This is a genomic window from Synechococcus sp. GEYO (assembly GCF_900473955.1).
In the GTDB taxonomy this organism is placed as follows: Bacteria; Cyanobacteriota; Cyanobacteriia; order PCC-6307; family Cyanobiaceae; genus Synechococcus_C.
In genome coordinates this window covers 42,955-62,595 of the sequence record NZ_UCNL01000003.1, presented here as the reverse complement: position 1 = coordinate 62,595, position 19,641 = coordinate 42,955, and the positions used below count along the sequence as shown (strand labels likewise).

The following is a 19,641-nucleotide window of genomic DNA, read 5'->3' as shown; positions in this document are numbered from 1 at the left end:
TCGCACCCTGTGAAGAGCTGGAAACCAAACCCATCAGAATGGTTGGTAGTTGAACGTCAGCTGCGGTGAACCAGTCGTTTGATCTTGTTGTGCTCGGTGCTGGTTCCGGTGGCTTGGCCGCTGCCAAGCGGGCGGCACGTCATGGTGCTCGCGTGGCCATCGTGGAGGGTGACCGCGTTGGTGGCACCTGTGTGATCAGGGGCTGTGTCCCCAAGAAATTGCTGGTGTATGGATCCCAGATGGCGGAGCAGATGGAGGAGGCCTCCAGTTATGGCGTCCATCCTTCTGAAGTCCGGATTGATTCATCACAGTTGCTGGCCAATATGCGTGCTGAGGTGGATCGCCTCAATGCCATGCACATTGAATTTCTGGCGAAGGCCGGTGTCACCCTGATCCAAGGCTGGGGCCGGTTCGAGGACGACCATCACATCCTTGTCTCGACTGATCCCGGTGGTGACCCGCAGCATCGCCTGCAGGCTGAGAGGGTGCTTATCGGCGTCGGCGGTCGCCCTCAGCGACCTGATATTCAAGGAGTCGAGCTGGGCTGGGTCAGCGACGACATGTTTCTGTTGGAACGTTTCCCTGAGCGGATGGTTGTGGTGGGTGCTGGCTTCATCGCCTGCGAATTCGCCGGCATCCTCAGCGGTCTTGGTGTTGAAGTCACCCAGCTTGTGCGGCGTGAGCATCTGCTGCGGGGCTTCGACGCCGAACTGGCTGGAGTGGTTCAAGAGGGTATGGCGGAGAAGGGCGTGAATCTTCAGTTCACAACAATTCCTAAAAGTATTGAGGGAACGCCGGGAGATCTCGTGGTGCGCACGGATCGTGGAGATCGCATTGCCTGTGGCGGGGTGCTGCTTGCCACAGGACGTCGGCCTTTCCTGAAGGGACTCAATCTTGATGCAGCGGGCGTCTCGACTCAGGGGAATCGCATTCCCGTCGATGCTGATCAGCGCACCAACGTCTCCCATGTGTTCGCCGTCGGTGATGTGACTGATCGCATTTGCCTCACGCCAGTGGCGATTGATGAGGGTCGCGCCTTCGCTGACAGCATTTTTGGAGACCGACCGCGTCAGGTGGACCATGAGCTGGTGGCCAGTGCCGTGTTCAGTCAGCCTGAGCTGGCAACGGTGGGATTGTCGGAAGAAAACGCCATCGCTCAGTACGGCGCTGATGGCGTCGTGATTCACAGAGCCCGGTTCCGTTCCATGGCGCAGGCACTGCCGAAGCGCGGCCCCCGCTGCCTACTCAAGCTCGTGCTTGAAGCGGAAACCGAGCGAGTGCTGGGTTGCCATATGGTTGGTGAGCATGCCGCTGAGATCATTCAGATGGCGGCGATCGCGGTTGGGATGGGAGCGACCAAGGCCGACTTTGACCGCACGATGGCTCTGCATCCCACGGTGTCGGAAGAGTTCGTGACCATGGGCTAATCACGCATCACTGTTCCTCGATGAGCCGATCGGTTCATGATCAGAGCTCCGAGGATCAGTGCTGAAGCCTTTGGTGAAGTGTCTCGGCCATGCGCAATGCCATAGCGATTGTGGTGAGGCCCGGCCCCACACTGGGGCAGCTTGGGAACACACTGTTGTCGGAGATATAGACGTTCTCTAGTTCATGGCACTTGCCATCGGCGTCCACAACGGATGCGACGGGATCCTCACCCATGCGACAGGTCCCGCAGGCGTAGCCCACCACACTGAGAGGTGCTTCACCACGGGGATGTACGGGCTCTGAGGTCACCACCTTGGTGACCGGATCGGCCTCCACACTTTTGAGCGTGTCGATCCAGCGATAAACAAGTCGGTCGTGAGCCTCCAAATTGTTGTGGAGATAATTGATGCGGATCTGTTCCTTGTTGAGCCATACCTTGTTTTCCGCATCGGGAAGCACTTCGGTCATGGCCCACCAGGCCACTGATCGCGATGCCAGTCGCTCGAGGCCGAAATCAGGAATTAATTTGCTGATCAGCGACAACACTGGCGGTGACTCCGCAAAGAGTGCGTCCTGCAGAACACCGCCTGCCGACTGAATGTGCCCAAGGGGGAAATTCACATTCTTGTCTCCCCAGTAGTAGTCGTTAATGCCCAAGGAGCGGGCATAGCGACCGCTGTTGGCTTCAGCGGAACGCTGCAGGATTGAGGTGAGCTGAATATTCATCAGGTTTCGGCCCACCTGGTCGGACTTGTTGCTGAGACCACGGGGATGCCGTTCACTGCCGGACCGCAGCAGGATGACTGGAGTGTTAATCGCACCGGCCGCCAGGACGACCAGATCAGACGAGAACAGCCAGATCTCCCCGTCCACATCGGTCTCAACTCTCTTCACCTCTCGTCCGCTCGGGTTCACGTGCAACCGCAGGACCTTGGCCATCGTTCGGATGTCCAGCTTGCTTTGCTCGGCATTGTCCAGGCCGAAGAGTTGGGCGTCACCACTGGGATCCTCCTCGCTTTCAGACCAGCTGAGCGGTAGGTCATACGGCTTGCAGCCATGGCGTTGAAGTCCTTCGCGAAGCTGTTCAAGGAAGGGCACGACCGGCCGCGGTGCATGATCGAAGTCCTTGCGACGTGAAGGCTCTGTCGGGTCAACATGGGCTTGACCGTGAACTCGGTAGAGCGTCTCTGCTTGGTCGTAATAGGGCGCTAGATGGGCGTAATCGAAAGGCCAGGCCGGTGACACACCCCCTTGGAGCGGCAGGTCACCGAAATCTTGCTCGCGCATGCGTTCCAGCACGGCTCCCCAGATCTTGGTGTTGCCACCGAGGCTGTAGGACGTCTGAGGAGCAAACGGGTCTCCATCAGGACCGAACCATCGTTCATCTTTAGGGTGATAGCGATCCTTGCGCAGTAGATCCACATCGGCCACGTTCTGATCACTGAGTGCCATCGCTGCACCCCGCTCCAACAACAGAACGCTTCTGCCCTGGCGAGTGAGCGCTCCTGCAAGAGTTCCTCCGCCTGCACCACTTCCGACGATGATGATGTCGTAATGGCGGTCATCGATGATCATATTTGGCTGATGTCGTTGAGGACTAAGTGATACAAACGGCGATCAGCTGGTTCGCTGCCACACATAAATCAGGACATAAAGGATGATCCAGATCACATCCACAAAATGCCAGAACAGGCTCACTGCGGTGACACCCATATCACCATTGGCGTAGTTGTTTGGGCGGAAGGAACGCGCCAGCATCAGGCCCATCAGTAGAATTCCTGTGATTACATGAAGTCCATGAAATCCGGTAAGTAAATAAAACGTTCCACCGAAAACTCCACTGCCCAGGCCGAATTTTAGCTCCGACCATTCGACATACTGCCCGTATACGAAGTAGCTGCCCATGGCCATCGTGAGTAACCACATGGCCCGGAATCCCGAGAGATTCTCTTTGTGGAGATAGCGCTCGGCAAAATAAGCCACAAAGCTGGAGCTTACGAGAATGACCGTGTTGATGAGAGGCATCCTGGTTTCCAGGCCTTCGACGCCATCAGGTAACCATTCGGGACTGGTAATCTTCAGTAGCGCATAGCCGATAAAAAATGCCAGGAAGATGATGCTTTCTGAGCAGAGAAAAATGATAAAGCCAGTGAGATTGTGCCCGTCATGTTGGATGTGTCCGGGTACATGTTTCAGTGGTAATTCAGCATTTGTGCTGGTCACTACTTAGGCCTCCATAGAACGTCTGATATAGAAATCCTCGTCTTCAACAAGGGGTTTTCCTAGGCCATAGCCATAGGGCTTGCTGATCACAGTGGGAATATCGTCTTCGAAATTTTCAGCAGGAGGCGGTGAGGGAAGTAACCATTCCAGGCCGATTGCTCTCCAGGGATTGGCAGGGGCTTTGGCACCCCTCGCCCAAGAGCTGACGATGTTAAGAATGAAGGGAATAGAAGCCACTCCAAGCATAAAGGCTCCGATGCTCGCGATCACATTCCAGAGAGCGAATTCGGGGTCATAGGAGGCAACCCGTCGAGGCATGCCGTAGAGGCCTGCCCAGTGAAGAGGAAGCCAGTTGAGCGTGGCACCGATGAAGGTGAGAGTGAAATGAACTTTTCCCAATCCCTCGTAGTACATGCGACCGGTAAATTTCGGGAACCAGTGGTAAATTCCGGCGAAGACTCCGAATCCAATGGTGTTGAAGATGATGTAATGAAAATGAGCAACAACGAAGTAAGTGTTGCCTACGTGGATATCAATCGGCACCGTGCCAAGCATGACGCCTGTAATGCCTCCGAAAATGAAATTCACCAGACCTCCCAGCACAAACAGCATCGCTGTGGTGAGACGAATTTTTCCTCCCCAAAGCGTTCCCAGCCAGGCGAACACTTTGACACCAGTGGGCACAGCGATCAGCATTGTGGTGATCATGAAAAGATTGCGCATCCACTGAGGAGTTCCCGTGTAGAACATGTGGTGTACCCAGACAATCAGTCCCAGGAAGGTGATGATGAAGGAGGCCAGCGCTACGAACTTGTAGCCGAACAGAGGTTTACGTGAATACACCGTGATTAGCTCCGAGAAGATGCCGAACACGGGCAGCACCATCACGTACACCGCGGGATGTGAATAGAACCAGAAGAAGTGCTGGTAAAGGACGGGGTCTCCACCTCCTTCAGGCTTGAAAAAACTGGTCCCGAAACTGAGATCGAACAGGAGCATGATGGCTCCACCGGTGAGTGCAGGAAGACCAATCAGCTGAAGGGTCTGCGCTGCCCATGCGGTCCACACAAACACCGGCATGCGGAAATATCCCATGCCCGGAGCCCGCATTCGAATGATTGTGGTGACGAAATTGACGGCTCCCATGATCGAAGACACCCCCGAAATTGCTACAGCAAGGATCCAGAGAAATTCACCATTGATGAAATGTCCGAGTGGGTTCTGAATGCTCATGGGTGGATAAGACCACCATCCCGATGAAGCTGGTCCGCCCGGCACGAAGAAGCTGCTCAGCAGCACGACAGCAAACACAGGTACCAGCCAGAAGGCCGCGGCATTGAGCTTGGGAAAAGCCATGTCGGGAGCACCGATCATGGTGGGGATTAACAGGTTGTTGAAGCCGTTCAGAACCGGAAACAGAAACAGGAACAGCATCACTGTTCCGTGCATTGTGTAAAGACCGTTGTAGACACTCGGGTCGACTAGATCAGCAGGTGGAGTGATCAATTCTCCGCGCATGACCATGGCCAGTAACCCACCCAGAAGCAAAAAGAGCAGGGAGAGGCCGATGTATTGAATGCCGATGACCTTGGCGTCGGTATTGAAGCTGAAGAAGCGCTTCCAGTTGTCCGGAGCTCCTGGAACGGGGTGGGGAGCCTTGAGCACCCTCGGGTCGTAATTGGTGAGCGTCATCGTTTCAGGAGTCGTGGGGCGCTTCGGGATTGCCGGGGTCGTTGACCAAGGGAGGAGGCGCTGGAGCAACCGTGGCCCAGCCCCGGTCACCTTCCTTGAGGCGTTTTTCGTAGAGAGTGGTGCCTGGGCTCAGTCCCTTCACCATCGGGCGCTTGGCGGTTCTTGTCAGCCATGCGTCGTAGTTCTCTTCCGATTCAACGATCACATCGGTCTGGTTCTGGGAGAAATAAGCACCGCTAAACATTGCATCGCGCAGCCTGAAGCGTCCTTCTTTTGTGGGTGTGAGGCTGTAGGAAATCACGCTGCCTGGAATGATGTCCTGTTTAAGACGGAAGGCTGGGATATAGAAGCTGTGAATGACGTCCTTAGAACTCAATAGAAAATTCGCTCTCAAATTCAAGGGAAGATGCAGCTCGGAACTGCGAACTCCACTTGGATAGATGAACTCCCAGGACCATTGCCTCGAAATCACTTCGATGGGTCCGACCTCACGAGTGACATCCAGAGTGGCAACGGCTTCGGGTGCCTGATTGATGGCAACGTCATATTTTTGTTTTGGACCAAGAGTGGCCAGTGTTTCGTTGACATGAATTGAATAAAAGGCTAGAGCCATGACAACGAAGAATGGAATCACGGTCCATATGATTTCTAGCTTCGTGTTGCCCTCAATTGGCAGACCATCACTTTCGTCATATTTTTCGGCACGATTGAATAAAACGGACCAGATAATGAATCCAACGCAGCCGATGAAGATAAATGCTCCGATTCCTACTTCCAGACTGAAAAGATCATCCACATAAGGTGCGGCTGAGGAGGCTGGGATCGGGAGCCATCCGTAAGCCCAACGTGAGATCTGAATGCTTGCCAGAAGATCAATGGCTGTCGCGATCAGGATTGTCACGAACAGCTTGACTGGAAAGCGTTTTTGATTCATTCGGCGAGTCGATGTCATGGAAGCGACTCCTTGAGATCTGCCCCGGCAGCTAAAAGTTGATCTGCTGTGATGTGTACGCCGAACTCACTGGCAAGCCAGGCACCAAGACTTCCATGCACGCCCATCACAAGCAGGATTGTTGCTCCACAGAAGAGATACAGCCAGGTCACTTCTCGACCGAAGTCCTTGCGCCATACGAAGCGTTGATATCCCCGCCAGATGGTCATCACCACGATGATCAGCAGCAGGGCCACGCCGCCGATGGCATGCCAGATCATTGTGCTGATGGCGTTCTGTCCGATGACGGTGCGAATCTCCCCTGGAAGCGGTACGGCCAGGAGCATTTCGTAGAAGCCGGCGGCCACCGTGAAAAAAGTGATCACGCTGCAGGCCAAAACGTTGTACCAGCCCACGTCATGGAAGCCGGTGCGCGTCACAGGTAATGCCAGGAAACGGAAGATCCTTTTTTCCAGTGGATAGAACGCACCTGCGAAATCGAAAGCAATGCCGATTGCGAACAATCCGATTGTGAAGTGAACCAGGTTTGGATGGATTGGAATCCTGTAGGGAAGATCATTGGCCCCGAGCTGGTCTGCGATCTGGTTGATGGGAGAAGGAATCGCGATCAGTTGGAAGAATTTCTCAGAGTTCATGACACCGCTCCACTGCGGATTGCATCAACCACAGGCACAGTGTGCAGTCCGTAAATCCAAACGAGCATGTCTCCCAGATACACCTGGCAAAAAACGAGCGTGGCGAGAACACCATCGAGTACGAGAAAACCTGCAGGTAGCCGAGTTGGATCCTTTTGCCTCACCACATAGCGCCAGCCTGTGAAAAGACCAAGCACACCGGCGAGCGACCAGCCGATCGTGCTGTGGTAATTCAAAATGTCTCTGGAAGCTCCATAGGGGTTGGCCAGGCCCGCTTCAATTTGGCCGAAGATAATGGCGACGAAGATTGCAATAGTCGCCACCACAAGATTCCAAAAGCTGACTTCAAATAGATTGCGTTTGTTGGTTATGACTCCAATCAGATCAAATACCACTGTGATCAGCGCCATTGCGATCACGAAGTGAACAACGATTGGATGGATGACATCCAGCCAGGGAAGATTTTTATCGTTGAGAGGTGGAAGCAGCTCGAGCATCGGCAAGCCGCGCAACGTCCTCCAAGGATGGACAGCATTCAGGATGCAGTCAGCCTTTCATTTACGAATGCTCGCGATGTTGTGACATCGCTCCCAGCGAGATCTCTCAATTCAGTTCAGCTCATTGGGCTCTTTGAGACGCTTGCGTTGTAGCTGTCGCCAGTACAGACCAGCTTGAACAACAATCACGACAACTACAGCTGGAACCACGAGGCAAAGCATCACCAGTCGGAATTCGTCCTGCCAGGTTGGCAACGTGCGAGGCAGCACCTGATCCACCACGTAGAACACGTACAGGGCCAGCAGGATTCCCCCTTCTAGTCGGGTGATCTGGCCTTTGGTCCAGAAGATTGGCATGCAGGCCAGTGCGGTCAGCACCATCACCGGCATGTCGCGCTGAATCAGCAAGGGACTCACTTGCAAACCGCCGGCGCCAGCCGCTGCCACGGAACTAGCGCCCAGCACGAGCAGCTGGTTGAGCAGGTTGCTGCCCACAACATTGCCGATTGCCAGATCGGTTCGGCCCTTGATGGCAGCCACCAGAGAGGTGATCAATTCGGGCATTGAGGTGCCGGCGGACACGATCGTGAGTCCAATCACCGCTTCACTGACGCCCAAATAGGCAGCGGCGCCGCTGGCACCGCTGACGAGAACCCGAGACCCAATACCCAGCAGCAGAATTCCCAGCAACAGTGACAACACCGCTTTGAGGATGCCGCGCTTGCCCTGGTCGGGGTTCACATCGGGTTCGGCTCCTTCAACACCTGCTGGCTCCTCTCGGGCTGTGCGGATTTCCCAGATTGAATTGATCACCAGGGCCAGCAGTAGTGCCACGCCCGACTGCCAGGTCACCCTCCCAGCCGAGGCCATGCCCCAGACCGCCGCGGACACCGCGATCATTAACGGCACATCCCTGCGAACGAGACGGCTTTCGACGCGCAGTGGCATCACCACAGCACTGCTGCCTAGCACCACCATCACATTGAAGATGTTGCTGCCCACCACGTTGCTCACGGCCAGGGAATCCAATCCACGCAAAACCGAATTGATACTCACGAACAGTTCAGGAGCACTGGTTCCGATCGACACGACAGTGAGTCCGATCACCAGTTGAGGGATTCCGAAAATCAACGAGAGCGTCACCGCTCCCTGGACGAAAACTTCTCCCCCTGCAAACAACAGGCCGATCCCGATGAGGACCTCCAGGGCGGATGTCAGAAACTCGGGCATCGTGCGTCGCAGCCTGCTCTCATTGTGCGATGCCACCTAGTTCTCATAAGGGAACGAGCCCGCACGGATTCAGTCCATTGCGCTGACAGGGAATTAGCATTCCGCCACATTCGAAACGGTTTGGCGTGCTTCTGAATCACATCAGTACACGCAACGTTCGTGGGGATGTTTTCGGTGGTGTGACGGCAGCCGTCGTGGCGTTGCCGATGGCCCTCGCCTTCGGTGTGGCCTCCGGCGCGGGAGCCGCTGCCGGACTTTGGGGCGCTGTGATCATCGGCCTGGTGGCATCGCTCTTCGGTGGCACTCCCACATTGATTTCCGAGCCGACGGGCCCCATGACGGTGGTGTTCACCGCCGTCATTCTCAGTTTCACAAGCCAGATTCCCGACAAGGGCACTGCACTGGCGATGGCCTTCACTGTGGTGGTGCTGGCTGGCGTGTTCCAGATCCTGTTTGGATTTTTCCGTTTGGGCCGCTACATCACGATGATGCCCTACACGGTGATCTCGGGCTTCATGTCCGGGATTGGTGTGATCCTTGTCATTTTGCAGCTCGCTCCCTTCCTGGGACAGAGCAACCCTCCCGGCGGTGTGATCGGGACTCTGAGTTCTCTCCCTGCATTGTTGTCGGGTGTTCAGCCTCTTGAGCTGGGACTGGCCGTGATCACTTTGTTGATCCTTTGGTTCACACCCGAGCAGTTGAAGCGCTTCTGCCCTCCTCAGCTGCTGGCTCTTGTGGTGGGGACTCTGTTGTCGCTCACGCTTTTCGGTGACGTTGAACTGCGCAGGATTCCTGAATTCACAGCTGAATTTCCCAGTTTCAATCCACCGACCTTTTCAAGTGATCAGATCCGGTTGATGGTGGTGAATGGTGCCGTGCTCGGCATGCTGGGATGCATCGATGCTCTGCTCACCTCGGTGGTGGCAGACAGCCTCACCCGTACGGAGCACGATTCCAATAAGGAGCTTATTGGCCAGGGCCTCGGCAATGTGATGTCGGGTCTGTTCGGTGGTCTGCCAGGAGCTGGAGCCACCATGGGCACCGTGGTCAATATTCAGGCGGGGGGCCGCTCGGCCCTGTCCGGGATCGTCCGGGCCCTGATCCTGATGCTGGTGATCCTGCTGGCAGCGCCGCTGGCCGCGCAAATTCCTCTGGCGGTGCTGGCAGGAATCGCTTTGAAGGTGGGCTTCGACATCATCGATTGGAGCTTCCTTCAGCGTGCTCACCACCTTTCGATCAAGGCGGCATGCATCACCTATGGGGTGATTGCACTCACTGTGCTGGTTGACCTGATCTGGGCCGTGTTTATCGGTGTGTTCGTGGCCAATGTCCTCACCATTGAACGGATGACGGCCCTGCAGGCACGAGGTGTCAAAACCATCAGTACGACCGACGATGACGTTGAACTTCCTGAGGATCAGCAAGCACTGCTGGATCAGGCGGGAGGACGGCTGTTGCTGTTCCAGCTCACAGGTCCAATGATCTTCGGTGTGGCCAAGACCATCAGCCGTGAACACAACGCTATTGAAGACTGCGAAGCCGTTCTGTTCGACCTGACGGAGGTCTCCCATCTCGGAGTGACTGCATCATTGGCCCTTGAAAACGCCATTAAGGAAGCTGTTGAAGTGGGCAGGTCTGTTTATCTGGTTGTGATGAACGGCTCCACACGCAATCGTCTCGAGAAGCTGAAGCTGCTTGAGCTTCTGCCTGAAAATCATGTGAGCGAAGATCGTGAAGAGATTTTGCGTCGTGCGGTGGGGGAGCTCCCTGTCCTTCAGGAGGTCTGACTTGGCGGAGGTTCCAACGTCCCTGGTGCTTCGCCGTCCGGATGACTGGCATGTGCACCTCAGGGATGGAGCAATGCTGAGGGCTGTGCTGCCTGCCACAGCCAGAACCTTTGCCCGGGCCATCGTGATGCCCAACCTGCGCCCACCGGTGACATCGGTGGATGCAGCGGAGGCCTATCGCAGCAGGATTCTTGAGTCCCTGCCTGAGGGGATCAGCTTCGAGCCGCTGATGACGGCTTATCTCACAGACGATCTCGATCCTGATGAGCTGGCGAGGGGATTCGCTCAGGATGTGTTCCGAGCGGCCAAGCTGTATCCCGCGAATGCAACCACCAATTCAGCAGCCGGTGTCAGTGATCTGTCCAGGATCTCATCGGTGTTGACCTGCATGGAGGCCATCGACATGCCCCTGCTGATTCACGGTGAGGTCACGGACCCTGATGTTGATGTCTTCGACCGTGAAGCCCTGTTCATCGAACGGCATCTCAAACCGTTGCGCCAGCGCCATCCTCGATTGCGGATCGTGCTTGAGCACATCACTACCGAGGAATCGGCGATCTATATCCGAGAGGCTTATCAGAGTGGTGATGACCGCATCGCCGCCACAATCACTCCGCATCATCTGCATCTCAACCGCAACGCCATGTTCATGGGTGGGCTACGCAGTGACTTTTATTGTCTGCCGGTCGTGAAGAGGGAATGCCATCGAAGGGCGTTGGTGAACGCTGCAACCAGTGGTCTGCCCTGCTTCTTCCTCGGCACGGATTCCGCCCCCCATCCCCGCTCCGGCAAGGAGTCATCCTGTGGTTGTGCAGGCATCTTCAATTCCCTTCATGCATTGGAGAGTTATGCCGTGATTTTCGAGCAGGAGAATGCCTTGGGTCGACTCGAAGGCTTTGCCAGTGAACATGGGCCCAACTTTTACAGACTCCCTTTAAACGAAGACACTGTCACCCTGGTTCGACGTGATCAACAGGTTCCTCTCAAGCTGCGTGAGCCTCCTTCACCGCCCACAGGTGAAGAGTCACTGCCAGAGACTGAATGGCCTGTATTATTTCATGGAGGAGAAATCCTCCCCTGGAGCATTGAATGCGGTTGTTGAGTTTGGATCAGCTCAACGCATGAGTCTTGCAGATTCTTCGCCCAGCTGTGCGTTGGAGATCGCCGAAGTTGATATGAACGAAACACCCTCATGTTTGCGAAGTGAATGAGGGTGATCTGGAATGCCCATGACGAAATGACTTCTTTCACTGCCGGTGGTGGGGGCGGGGGGACTTGAACCCCCACAGGATTTTCATCCCAAACGATTTTAAGTCGCGTGCGTCTACCGATTCCGCCACGCCCCCACGACCCACCGGCACCGTGATGGCATTCTAGATTCCCCCCAGAAGGCCCATTTTGCAAACCATGGAGACTCTCCTCAACGCGGTTTCCCTGGATACCTTGCTCGTGATCGGAGCCTATGTGGCTCTGGGTGGTGCCTACCTGGTAGTCGTCCCTCTCCTGCTTTATGCCTGGATGACACGTCGCTGGACCGTGATGGGTAAATACGAGCGTTTGGGGATCTATTCCCTGGTGTTCCTGTTTTTTCCTGGATTGATTGTGTTTGCTCCATTCCTTAATCTCCGCTTCAGCGGTCAGGGTGAGGTCTGACCCTTGACGCGTGCCGGTGTCCTGAAACTTGGCCTTGGCCTTCTGCTGGCTGGTGGTTTGGGCTACTGGCTGTTTGAAGCTCTTGGATTAGAGGGGTTTTCTGCGGGTATTGCCGCTGAGGCGCTTCTGGTTGTGGTTGTGGTGATTTGGACCAGCTCCTATCTGTTCAGAGTGGTGACGGGGCGGATGACCTACATGCAGCAACGCCGTCGCTATCGCAGCGGTTACGACCAGCTCACCGCTCAACAGCTGCAGGAGCGGTTTGATGCCATGACTCCCGAGCAGCAGCAGGCACTGATGGCCTCCATTGCTGAAGAGGAGACCACTCAGGCCTCTGAGTAGTTTCAGTCGACCTTTAGGCTCGCCTGCATCACAGTTTCAGAATCCGTGGCAGAGCTGTCCTCACGCATTGCAGAGGTCTTTGTGAAGACCGCCAGTGAGCAGCGTCTGGCACTGATGCCTTTTGTGATGGCTGGTGATCCTGATTTGAAGAGCACAGCTGAAGTATTGATCAGTCTTCAGAACCATGGAGCTGATGTGGTGGAGCTTGGTATTCCTTACAGCGATCCTCTGGCGGATGGACCAGTGATCCAGGCTGCAGCTCACCGAGCTCTTGAACAAAACACAACTCCGGCAAAAGTGCTGGAGATGTTGAGTGGATTACGTGAACAACTCACCATGCCGGTTGTGCTGTTCACCTACAGCAACCCACTGCTGAATCGAGGCGCGGAACGCTTTTTTTCTGAAGCTGCCGCCGCTGGTGTTTCTGGGTTGGTTGTGCCTGATCTCCCCCTTGAGGAAGCGGAACGTTTGTCTCCACTTGCAGCACAACATGGCCTTGATCTTGTTTTGCTTGTGGCCCCCACGACACCTGAACAGCGGATGGAGCGCATTGCTGCTTCCAGCCGTGGATTCACCTATTTGGTTTCTGTGACGGGTGTCACCGGAGAACGATCAAGTCTTCAAGAACGTGTCGGCCAATTAGTTACTTCTCTGAAGCGATGTGAAGCCGGTCCTGTTGCTGTGGGATTTGGAATCTCCGGTCCTGAGCAGGTCCGTCAGGTGAGGGCATGGGGCGCCGATGGAGCCATTGTTGGCAGTGCGTTAGTCAAAAGAATCGCCGCTGCACAACAGGGTTGCGCAGCGGCGGAAGCAGGTGAATTTTGCCGTGAACTGCGTGCAGCAGCCGGCTGAAAATCACTCTTCGTCTTCGTCTGTGCCACCAACGGGAACGAGGCGGATCTGTTTGCGACCCAGCTTGATCTCGAACTCATCACCAGGCTTGAGATCAAGCATTGCGGTGTAAGCCTTGCCGATCAACAAGTTGCCGTTTCCTTGGACAGTTGCAACGTAGGAAAGCTTGCGACCACCCTTGCCAATACCAGCGGAACCACCGCCAAGTTCAATGCCCTTGGCATTGAGAAGAGCTTCATAGAAAGCTGTGAAGTTAACGCGATCAGAACCATCCTTCTTTTTTGAGACATACCCACAGGCAGTAGCCAGGTCTGTCTTGGAGACGTCACCTAAATCCTTGACCTTTGCAAGGAGTTCAGCACCAGTGAGCATCATCATAAAAACAATCTACCTTCTGAACATAGCGCTTAATGTGCAGTATGCGTCAACCATTCGGCGCAGATTTTTTTAACCGGAGGTGAAACTATGGCCCGCTTCGTTCTCTGGGGGACTTATTGCGACAACGCATTGGAAAAAAGAGCTCCGTTTCGCGATGAGCATCTCGAGCGGCTTAAAGCCCTCAAGGAAAGTGGGACATTGATCACTCTCGGACCGACTGTTGGCAGTACACACGTTTTCGCAGTCTTTGAGTCCGACAGTGAATCAACTGTGCGAGCTCTGCTTGAAGCAGATGTCTATTGGCGAGAGGGAATCTGGACTCATCTGGATGTTTATCCCTGGATCCAGGCATTCTGAGCCTGCTGCCAGATCCAGTCGGCAACTACGACGTCATTCCCTTCTCCGAGAACATCGGCATAACCGCTCATTTGGCCAACCCCTTCACGGGCAATCTGCGCGATCGCTTGAGCATTGTTGAGCTCTCGTTTTTCGAGAGCCTTGAGCTTTAGTGTTCGTCCTCGACGAATGATGTTGCCACCGTTGGGATGACATCCAGCGCAATGCAGATCAAATAGTTGCGCTCCTGATCCACTCATGCCCCAGGCGCTTGAACTCTGCCAAAGCAGTGTGATCAGCATCAGGGCCCCTGCCAGCAGAGTTCTCATCGTCAATCAGCCGGTGATTTCAGTCTGCCTTGGTGCAAGCCAATGGCTTGATCTGAATCTGCGGGTTGTCAGGATCACAACAGTTGTTCCTGATCTGATGGCAGAAGAGGATCTCCAGCGTTTTCTGTTGAAGGTTCAACAGCTCAACGCATTAGTCAGAAGTCTTGACGCTAATCCGGAACGACGTCGTCAGTTGGCCTCATGCTCTGATCACAATGCGGTTGTGCAACTCGCTCGGTCTTGGGGATACAGCATCGGCCGACGCTGGGGAGAGCCGAGTGTTGAGTGGCCACGTCGATCGAATCTGCTGGCGGAGGCACCTTCAGCTTCAGGGCAGGAATCCGAGGAGGAGTTGTGTTCAGGCCGGGATTGGAGGCTGATGAGAATCAGCTCCAATGGATCGCGCAGTCCTGATGGTTTCTGGTATCAACAGACAGAGAATGAGTGGCTCACCCTGTTGAAAGGGAGCGCTCGCCTGCGTCTTGAAGATCCAGAGGAATGGATTGAACTCAGCGTTGGGGATCAGCTGATGCTTCCAGCCGGTCGGCGTCATCGGGTTGAGAGGACGGATGCTGATCCTGGAACGGTATGGCTCGCTCTCTACTGGAATGAGAGTCCGGGCGAGTATCGGGTTCATTCGATCGTTTGACGAGCCAGTAAGCCCCCGCCAACGCGATAGCGGAGACACCAAGGCCGATCAATAGCTGAGGCTTATCTTCCGCACCTTTGGGCAGCACAATGACTTTTCTGGCTACGGCTGTGAGTGCGGTGACTAGCACCAGTTCGATCTGCACGACATGGCGACGCAGGTAACTGGTGATGTTCTGCAGCACTTCAAGGGCGATGAGTACGGTCAGCAGATCGCCAAGGATGCGAATCAGACCATCACCGAGCCAGTAGGAATCCTGTTCATTGGTGATCAGCGACAACGCAACCCGGATTGTGAGCTGCACGATCGAAGCCGCGATCACAACAGCAGTGATTGCGGTGAGCAGGATGGCGACCTGCTTTTCACCCGCATCAACCCATTGCAGGAAACTTCGACGTTTGCGGCGGGATTGAATCACTGTGCTCAGTTGCTGCTGAACGGGTTGAAGTAAGGCTTGGCGGGTGTGTCGCCAGGGGGATTCTCGATCTTGGTGTTGCAGGTGATCGATCCATCCGCTGCTTCGACGCAGTCGGTGGGAACCACGGTGCTTTGTTCACCGGTGCGGCTGTTGGGGCCCAGCAACCAGACCTCTGATTGAGCCATCGCGGCTTGAGGAAGCGTCACGCTGACAGCGGTGAGGAGGCTGACGCCGAGCAGTCGTTGCGGGACGGATGCCATGGAGAATCAAATCGATATCCCCATGTTGCCTGCGATCGTGTTCAGCCGGTGCAGTCGTCTCTAATTTCTCTCAGCAGCAGATCCAACTGACCGAAGGGATCGGCATTGGTCTGAGCGGGGCTGGAGCCTGAACTCTCATGCGCAGGTGCTCCTGGATCAGCGGCCCACTCAGCTTCGATCGAGCAGAGCCGGGCTGCTAATCGAGGCATGCCCCCAAGGACATGCTCTCTTTGCAGTACTTCCATCAGGGCTGGCATCCGGGTGGATGTCGCTCTGAGGCTGCGGCGGAGGTCCGACTGGGTACGCCCTTGCTGCTTGAGCCAGTCCTTCAGCAGTGCTGCAAGGTCGTCCTCTAAGTCACGTGACCAGCGGCTCATGGGCGGTGGATCGGGAACCATTGATCCAGTTTGCGTTGCGCCCGTTGCCTGATCTCGGGAGTGATGTGATTCCGGCACAGACCCATGACTGCGGTGATGGCCACCAGGTCATCACTGAAACCAGCCACCGGCAACAGATCCGGGATGAGGTCTGTGGGGACGAGAAGGTAAGTGAGCGCTGCCAGCAGGGTGAACCTGGCTTGAGGAGGCGTTGCCGGATCAAGCATCATCTCCAGCGCTTCAAGGGCTGGGCGAGCAATCGATCGTCCAGCCCGCTTCAGCAGTTGCCGAAAGGCAGACTCATCGATGACTTCACTGTCGAGCACTTCGGCATCCACTACCTCACCGTTGAACCCGGCGTTGAACTCCGTGGTGCCTGAAGTGGAGCTCGATGTCATGGCGATGGCGATGGCGGTTACGCGGTCAGCCTTAAGAATCTCACCCCTCCAGGCAAATCTGCCATGAGGTAAGCCGAATCTCCGGGGGTGGGTTCCCGTTCAGACGCTCATCTCGACAAGGCCGTGTTGGATGCCGGTTTTGCGCAGTTTGCGCAGGGCGCGTTGCACCACTTGGCGGCAGTACTCACGGCTGCAGTTCATGTGCCTGGCTACTTCAGCCAATGTGCGCCATTCATGGCTGCCATCGAGGCCGAATCTCAGCATCACGACCGTCCGTTCTTTGGGCGTGAGATTGGATTTGTCCAATAGCTTCCAGGCCGAAGCTGTCCTTTCAGCGATTTCCGCCCGTTCCATCGGTGGAATTTCATCGCTAGGGAGAACGTCAACCAGCTCTGAAGGATCAGATTTTGACTTCACGACCCCCTGAAGGCTGACCGTCACACTGCGTAATTCACAACCCAGCAGATCTTCCACTTCGCTGAGGGAGATTTGCATCGACTCCGCCAGTTGTTCTGATGTTGGAGGCAAGCCATTGCTCTGCATCAGTCGAGCCTTGGCAGCACGAAGTTTGGTGAGTTTTTCATTCACATTCACGGGAATACGAATGGTGCGGCTCTGCGTTGAAAGAGCGCGGTTCAACCCCTGACGAATCCACCAGTAGGCATAGGTGGAAAAACGGTGACCACGCGTTGGGTCGTATTTTTCGACGGCGCGTGTGAGTCCAAGGGTGCCTTCCTGAATCAGATCCAGTAGGTCAAGCCCCTTGCCCTGGTATCGCTTCGCAAGATTCACGACCAACCTGAGGTTGGACGTGATCATCTGATTTTTTGCTCTTTCTCCCCGCTTAATCGTCCGCTTCTCTTCATCGTTGTAAACACATGCGGGTCCACTTCCGCCGGCAAGCTGACAGCGCTCGTTCAGAGCAACCATCGCTTGAACTTTGCGCCCCATCGTTAACTCCTGTTCAGGAGTCAATAGTTGATGTCTGCCGATTTCGCCTAGAAATGCACTCAGTGAACTCACCATCACATGGTTGCCAGGTTTATTGAACCTAGGGCGAAAGCCTTTTTATTTGGTGCGTGTAATGAAGACTGCGGAATTCACATTTCAGACGTAATTCTGAATTTGTACCGAATTCAAGTTTTGTTCATAGTGTGATTCGTTTCGCTTCATATTTGCCTTGAATTGGTTGTGCAGGCCTTCCCCGTGAAAGCGACGCAGGCTTCCTCTCAGCCGCTACTGTCGCCAGCAACAAATGATTCGAGCTCATGTTGCTGGCCTCTGCGCTGACTCCGGAGATTGCCAAGAGTGCTGGAGTGGCTTACGTCCACTACCTGAGCTTCATGCTCTGCTTCGCAGCATTGGTGGTGGAGCGGCGGCTGATTCGTCCTGACCCGGATCGCAGGACTGCCACGGCCATGGTGATCACCGACATCATTTACGGAATTGCAGCACTGGCTCTTCTGGTGACTGGAATTCTGCGGGTGCTCTATTTCGGTCAGGGCAGCGAGTTTTACACCGAAAACCCCCTGTTTTGGTGGAAAGTCGGCCTTTATCTGAGTGTGGGAGGGCTGTCGCTCTATCCCACTGTCACCTACATCCTCTGGGCACTTCCGCTGCGCAAGGGCGAGTTGCCGAAGGTGGGCGAGGCGCTAGCAGCCCGTCTTGGCTGGATCATCAATGTGGAGCTGGTGGGATTTGCCCTTGTTCCGATGCTCGCCACACTGATGGCCAGGGGTGTTGGTCTTCCCGCTGCTTGAGTAACGAGTTCGATGCTTGATGACCCCTGTCCACCAGTTCAGCAAGTTCGCAAGTTGGATGGTCAGCCCTTCACTGCTGCGGCTGCCGAAACAGCACCTGGATATGGGGCACGTTTGGCGACCACGGCTTTCGGGATTCCATCTCTGCCTCGCTGGTGTGTCTGGGTCCAGCCTGCTGCTGGTGAGCTGGCGGATCGATGGGAGCGACGCTGGCTGAATGCCATTGATGCTGCTTTGGATCAATGGATGCCTCTGTTGCCGATCACGCGGGTGAGTGATCGCAACCGTGCTCACATTCGGGTGGAACGCCGTCGGCCGGCGCGGCGCAAGCTGGCGGGGGGCTGGAGAGCCAGTAATGGTCGTGCTGTGCTGCAACTGCTGGAAGTGCGTCGCGCAGACATCTGGCGACTGGAACCAGGCGTGACTGTGCTGGTCTCGCCAGAGCTGAGGGCGCAGTCCCTGCAGGCCACTGCGCTGCATGAGTTGGGCCATGCCTTTGGTCTCTGGGGGCACAGCGTTGATCCGTCTGATGCCCTTGCTCCGGTGCAAGGAGCCTCGCCTGTGCTCGCTCCATCCGCCGGGGATCGCAGCACGCTGAACTGGTTGCGTGACCAGCCCAGCCGTTTCGGTGAGCCCTTCAATCCTGCCGATGCCGCAGAGCAATGATGATGCTTTTGATGCACGCTTCAAGCTTCTGACAGGCCGCTCAAAACTCGGCATGCTGCCAGCAGTCATCGATTGCTGGACTTGGGGATTGCGACCTTGCTGTGCTCACGCAGCCTGATGCGTTCACTGCTCATGAGCGTTGTGCTCGTTTCGGTTGCCGGATGTGGACCCTCAGGCCCTCTTTCCAGAGACGGACGGACCTCCAAAGACAGCATTCGCATTCAGTTGGATGCTGCCGATCCCTCCGCCAGCACGGGAGAGCTCAATCAGGGACGGGAAGAGCGTCGCTTCAAGGTTGGCTACGGCCGCAACGGTATCGCCTGCGCTGGAACAACGTTTGAAGAGGGCTGGACTCCGTTGGGCACCTTTCGCGTGAACGCAATCCTCAGTGAGGATCGCTTTGTGATGGATCCCGCTTTGGTCAAGGAGTCCGGAAAGACTGAGACCTATCTGCGCGAGAACCTCTTTCGCAACATGAGTTCCATCGATTTCAAGGGTGATGGTGAAAAGGGGGAGTACGGCGATGGATACATCAGCCTGGCGCCTGTGCCTGCGACGCCTCAGCCGTTCCGTTTCAACACTTACGACGGCAAATTCCGTTGGTATAGCTTCGCGATTCATGGCACTAACGATCCCAGCCGGGTGGGGCAGTCGATCACCGGTGGCTGCATCAACGTGGATCAGAAGGTGATGACTGACCTGCTCAAAACGGTGCAGCTTGGAGATGAAGTTGTGATCAGTTCTGAGTCTCCCTGCACACCTTGATCCCCGTCCATCTT

The 19,641-nt window shown here is 55.6% G+C and carries 24 protein-coding genes, 1 tRNA gene and 1 pseudogene; 11 read left to right on the top strand and 15 right to left on the bottom strand.

Going from position 1 to position 19,641, the window contains the following annotated elements; translation table 11 throughout:
* Nucleotides 1-65: 65 nt before the first annotated feature.
* Nucleotides 66-1,427 (top strand): glutathione-disulfide reductase, encoded by a 1,362-nt coding sequence (gene gorA, locus DXY37_RS01235; RefSeq protein WP_115124998.1) that lies wholly within the window; start codon nucleotides 66-68, stop codon nucleotides 1,425-1,427.
* 55 nt (nucleotides 1,428-1,482) lie between these two features.
* Here the strand turns inward: gorA and DXY37_RS01230 are convergent, their stop codons facing one another.
* The 7 genes from DXY37_RS01230 to DXY37_RS01200 all read right to left on the bottom strand — a co-directional run bounded on the left by DXY37_RS01230 (nucleotide 1,483) and on the right by DXY37_RS01200 (nucleotide 8,657).
* Complete coding sequence (locus tag DXY37_RS01230; protein WP_115124997.1) at nucleotides 1,483-3,003, bottom strand: GMC oxidoreductase; 1,521 nt, start codon at nucleotides 3,001-3,003, stop codon at nucleotides 1,483-1,485.
* A gap of 42 nt (nucleotides 3,004-3,045) precedes the next feature.
* Nucleotides 3,046-3,651 (bottom strand): heme-copper oxidase subunit III, encoded by a 606-nt coding sequence (locus DXY37_RS01225; RefSeq protein WP_115124996.1) that lies wholly within the window; start codon nucleotides 3,649-3,651, stop codon nucleotides 3,046-3,048.
* Between the two features lie 3 nt (nucleotides 3,652-3,654).
* Nucleotides 3,655-5,343 (bottom strand): cbb3-type cytochrome c oxidase subunit I, encoded by a 1,689-nt coding sequence (locus tag DXY37_RS01220; RefSeq protein WP_115124995.1) that lies wholly within the window; start codon nucleotides 5,341-5,343, stop codon nucleotides 3,655-3,657.
* A 4-nt stretch (nucleotides 5,344-5,347) separates the two neighbouring features.
* Nucleotides 5,348-6,295: a cytochrome c oxidase subunit II gene (locus tag DXY37_RS01215; protein WP_115124994.1), complete on the bottom strand. Its 948-nt coding sequence runs from the start codon at nucleotides 6,293-6,295 to the stop codon at nucleotides 5,348-5,350.
* Nucleotides 6,292-6,930 (bottom strand): DUF2231 domain-containing protein, encoded by a 639-nt coding sequence (locus DXY37_RS01210; RefSeq protein ID WP_115124993.1) that lies wholly within the window; start codon nucleotides 6,928-6,930, stop codon nucleotides 6,292-6,294. The genes DXY37_RS01215 and DXY37_RS01210 overlap by 4 nt, the downstream gene beginning before the upstream one ends.
* A complete protein-coding gene (locus tag DXY37_RS01205; RefSeq protein ID WP_115124992.1) occupies nucleotides 6,927-7,427 on the bottom strand; it encodes a DUF2231 domain-containing protein in 501 nt (166 codons plus the stop codon). The genes DXY37_RS01210 and DXY37_RS01205 overlap by 4 nt, the downstream gene beginning before the upstream one ends.
* Nucleotides 7,428-7,538: 111 nt before the next feature.
* The gene (locus DXY37_RS01200) at nucleotides 7,539-8,657 is read right to left on the bottom strand and encodes a calcium/sodium antiporter (protein ID WP_115125160.1); all 1,119 of its coding nucleotides are present in this window, start codon (nucleotides 8,655-8,657) and stop codon (nucleotides 7,539-7,541) included.
* 125 nt (nucleotides 8,658-8,782) lie between these two features.
* On the opposite strand from DXY37_RS01200, the gene DXY37_RS01195 reads away from it, so the two are divergent.
* Both DXY37_RS01195 and pyrC read left to right on the top strand, forming a co-directional pair.
* Nucleotides 8,783-10,444 (top strand): SulP family inorganic anion transporter, encoded by a 1,662-nt coding sequence (locus tag DXY37_RS01195; RefSeq protein ID WP_115124991.1) that lies wholly within the window; start codon nucleotides 8,783-8,785, stop codon nucleotides 10,442-10,444.
* A 1-nt stretch (nucleotide 10,445) separates the two neighbouring features.
* Complete coding sequence (pyrC, locus tag DXY37_RS01190; RefSeq protein WP_115124990.1) at nucleotides 10,446-11,546, top strand: dihydroorotase; 1,101 nt, start codon at nucleotides 10,446-10,448, stop codon at nucleotides 11,544-11,546.
* A 155-nt stretch (nucleotides 11,547-11,701) separates the two neighbouring features.
* Here pyrC and DXY37_RS01185 read toward each other — a convergent pair.
* Nucleotides 11,702-11,790 (bottom strand) — tRNA-Leu (locus DXY37_RS01185).
* A gap of 61 nt (nucleotides 11,791-11,851) precedes the next feature.
* Between DXY37_RS01185 and DXY37_RS01180 the strand changes: the two genes are divergently transcribed.
* The 3 genes from DXY37_RS01180 to trpA are packed head-to-tail and all read left to right on the top strand — an operon-like array spanning nucleotide 11,852 to nucleotide 13,291.
* Complete coding sequence (locus tag DXY37_RS01180; RefSeq protein WP_067092960.1) at nucleotides 11,852-12,097, top strand: NAD(P)H-quinone oxidoreductase subunit L; 246 nt, start codon at nucleotides 11,852-11,854, stop codon at nucleotides 12,095-12,097.
* Nucleotides 12,098-12,100: 3 nt separating this feature from the next.
* Complete coding sequence (locus DXY37_RS01175) at nucleotides 12,101-12,439, top strand: DUF3007 family protein (RefSeq protein ID WP_067092961.1); 339 nt, start codon at nucleotides 12,101-12,103, stop codon at nucleotides 12,437-12,439.
* A gap of 45 nt (nucleotides 12,440-12,484) precedes the next feature.
* Complete coding sequence (trpA, locus tag DXY37_RS01170) at nucleotides 12,485-13,291, top strand: tryptophan synthase subunit alpha (protein WP_115124989.1); 807 nt, start codon at nucleotides 12,485-12,487, stop codon at nucleotides 13,289-13,291.
* 3 nt (nucleotides 13,292-13,294) lie between these two features.
* On the opposite strand, the gene DXY37_RS01165 is transcribed toward trpA, so the two are convergent.
* Nucleotides 13,295-13,663, bottom strand: a complete 369-nt coding sequence (locus DXY37_RS01165; RefSeq protein ID WP_114991946.1) for an AbrB family transcriptional regulator — start codon at nucleotides 13,661-13,663, stop codon at nucleotides 13,295-13,297.
* A 93-nt stretch (nucleotides 13,664-13,756) separates the two neighbouring features.
* Here DXY37_RS01165 and DXY37_RS01160 point away from each other — a divergent pair, with 93 nt between their 5' ends.
* Nucleotides 13,757-14,026, top strand: a complete 270-nt coding sequence (locus DXY37_RS01160; protein WP_115124988.1) for a YciI family protein — start codon at nucleotides 13,757-13,759, stop codon at nucleotides 14,024-14,026.
* Here DXY37_RS01160 and DXY37_RS01155 read toward each other — a convergent pair.
* Nucleotides 14,002-14,334: a c-type cytochrome gene (locus DXY37_RS01155; RefSeq protein ID WP_115124987.1), complete on the bottom strand. Its 333-nt coding sequence runs from the start codon at nucleotides 14,332-14,334 to the stop codon at nucleotides 14,002-14,004. The genes DXY37_RS01160 and DXY37_RS01155 overlap by 25 nt on opposite strands.
* Here DXY37_RS01155 and DXY37_RS01150 point away from each other — a divergent pair.
* Nucleotides 14,264-14,881: pseudogene (locus DXY37_RS01150) on the top strand (Nif11 domain/cupin domain-containing protein); the annotation flags it as partial. The gene DXY37_RS01155 and the pseudogene DXY37_RS01150 sit on opposite strands and share 71 nt — an antisense overlap.
* Here the strand turns inward: DXY37_RS01150 and DXY37_RS01145 are convergent.
* From DXY37_RS01145 to DXY37_RS01125, 5 genes are all read right to left on the bottom strand, one after another.
* A complete protein-coding gene (locus DXY37_RS01145) occupies nucleotides 14,844-15,401 on the bottom strand; it encodes a phosphate-starvation-inducible PsiE family protein (protein WP_244276765.1) in 558 nt (185 codons plus the stop codon). The pseudogene DXY37_RS01150 and the gene DXY37_RS01145 sit on opposite strands and share 38 nt — an antisense overlap.
* 5 nt (nucleotides 15,402-15,406) lie before the next feature.
* Nucleotides 15,407-15,661 carry a hypothetical protein gene (locus DXY37_RS01140; RefSeq protein ID WP_082824968.1) on the bottom strand — a complete coding sequence of 85 codons (255 nt, stop codon included), beginning with the start codon at nucleotides 15,659-15,661 and terminating at the stop codon, nucleotides 15,407-15,409.
* Between the two features lie 41 nt (nucleotides 15,662-15,702).
* Nucleotides 15,703-16,038, bottom strand: coding sequence for a hypothetical protein (locus DXY37_RS01135; RefSeq protein ID WP_115124986.1), 336 nt, complete (start codon nucleotides 16,036-16,038; stop codon nucleotides 15,703-15,705).
* Nucleotides 16,035-16,436 (bottom strand): YkvA family protein, encoded by a 402-nt coding sequence (locus tag DXY37_RS01130; protein ID WP_115124985.1) that lies wholly within the window; start codon nucleotides 16,434-16,436, stop codon nucleotides 16,035-16,037. Before DXY37_RS01130 ends, DXY37_RS01135 begins: the two co-directional genes overlap by 4 nt.
* 99 nt (nucleotides 16,437-16,535) lie before the next feature.
* A complete protein-coding gene (locus DXY37_RS01125; protein WP_067092967.1) occupies nucleotides 16,536-17,462 on the bottom strand; it encodes a sigma-70 family RNA polymerase sigma factor in 927 nt (308 codons plus the stop codon).
* A 242-nt stretch (nucleotides 17,463-17,704) separates the two neighbouring features.
* Between DXY37_RS01125 and DXY37_RS01120 the strand changes: the two genes are divergently transcribed.
* The 3 genes from DXY37_RS01120 to DXY37_RS01110 all read left to right on the top strand — a co-directional run bounded on the left by DXY37_RS01120 (nucleotide 17,705) and on the right by DXY37_RS01110 (nucleotide 19,627).
* Nucleotides 17,705-18,196, top strand: a complete 492-nt coding sequence (locus tag DXY37_RS01120) for a DUF2214 family protein (protein ID WP_115124984.1) — start codon at nucleotides 17,705-17,707, stop codon at nucleotides 18,194-18,196.
* Nucleotides 18,197-18,250: 54 nt separating this feature from the next.
* Entirely contained in the window at nucleotides 18,251-18,862 is a 612-nt protein-coding gene (locus tag DXY37_RS01115; protein WP_371637747.1) for a peptidase, read from the top strand.
* 117 nt (nucleotides 18,863-18,979) lie between these two features.
* A complete protein-coding gene (locus tag DXY37_RS01110) occupies nucleotides 18,980-19,627 on the top strand; it encodes a L,D-transpeptidase (protein ID WP_115124982.1) in 648 nt (215 codons plus the stop codon).
* Nucleotides 19,628-19,641: the final 14 nt, after the last annotated feature.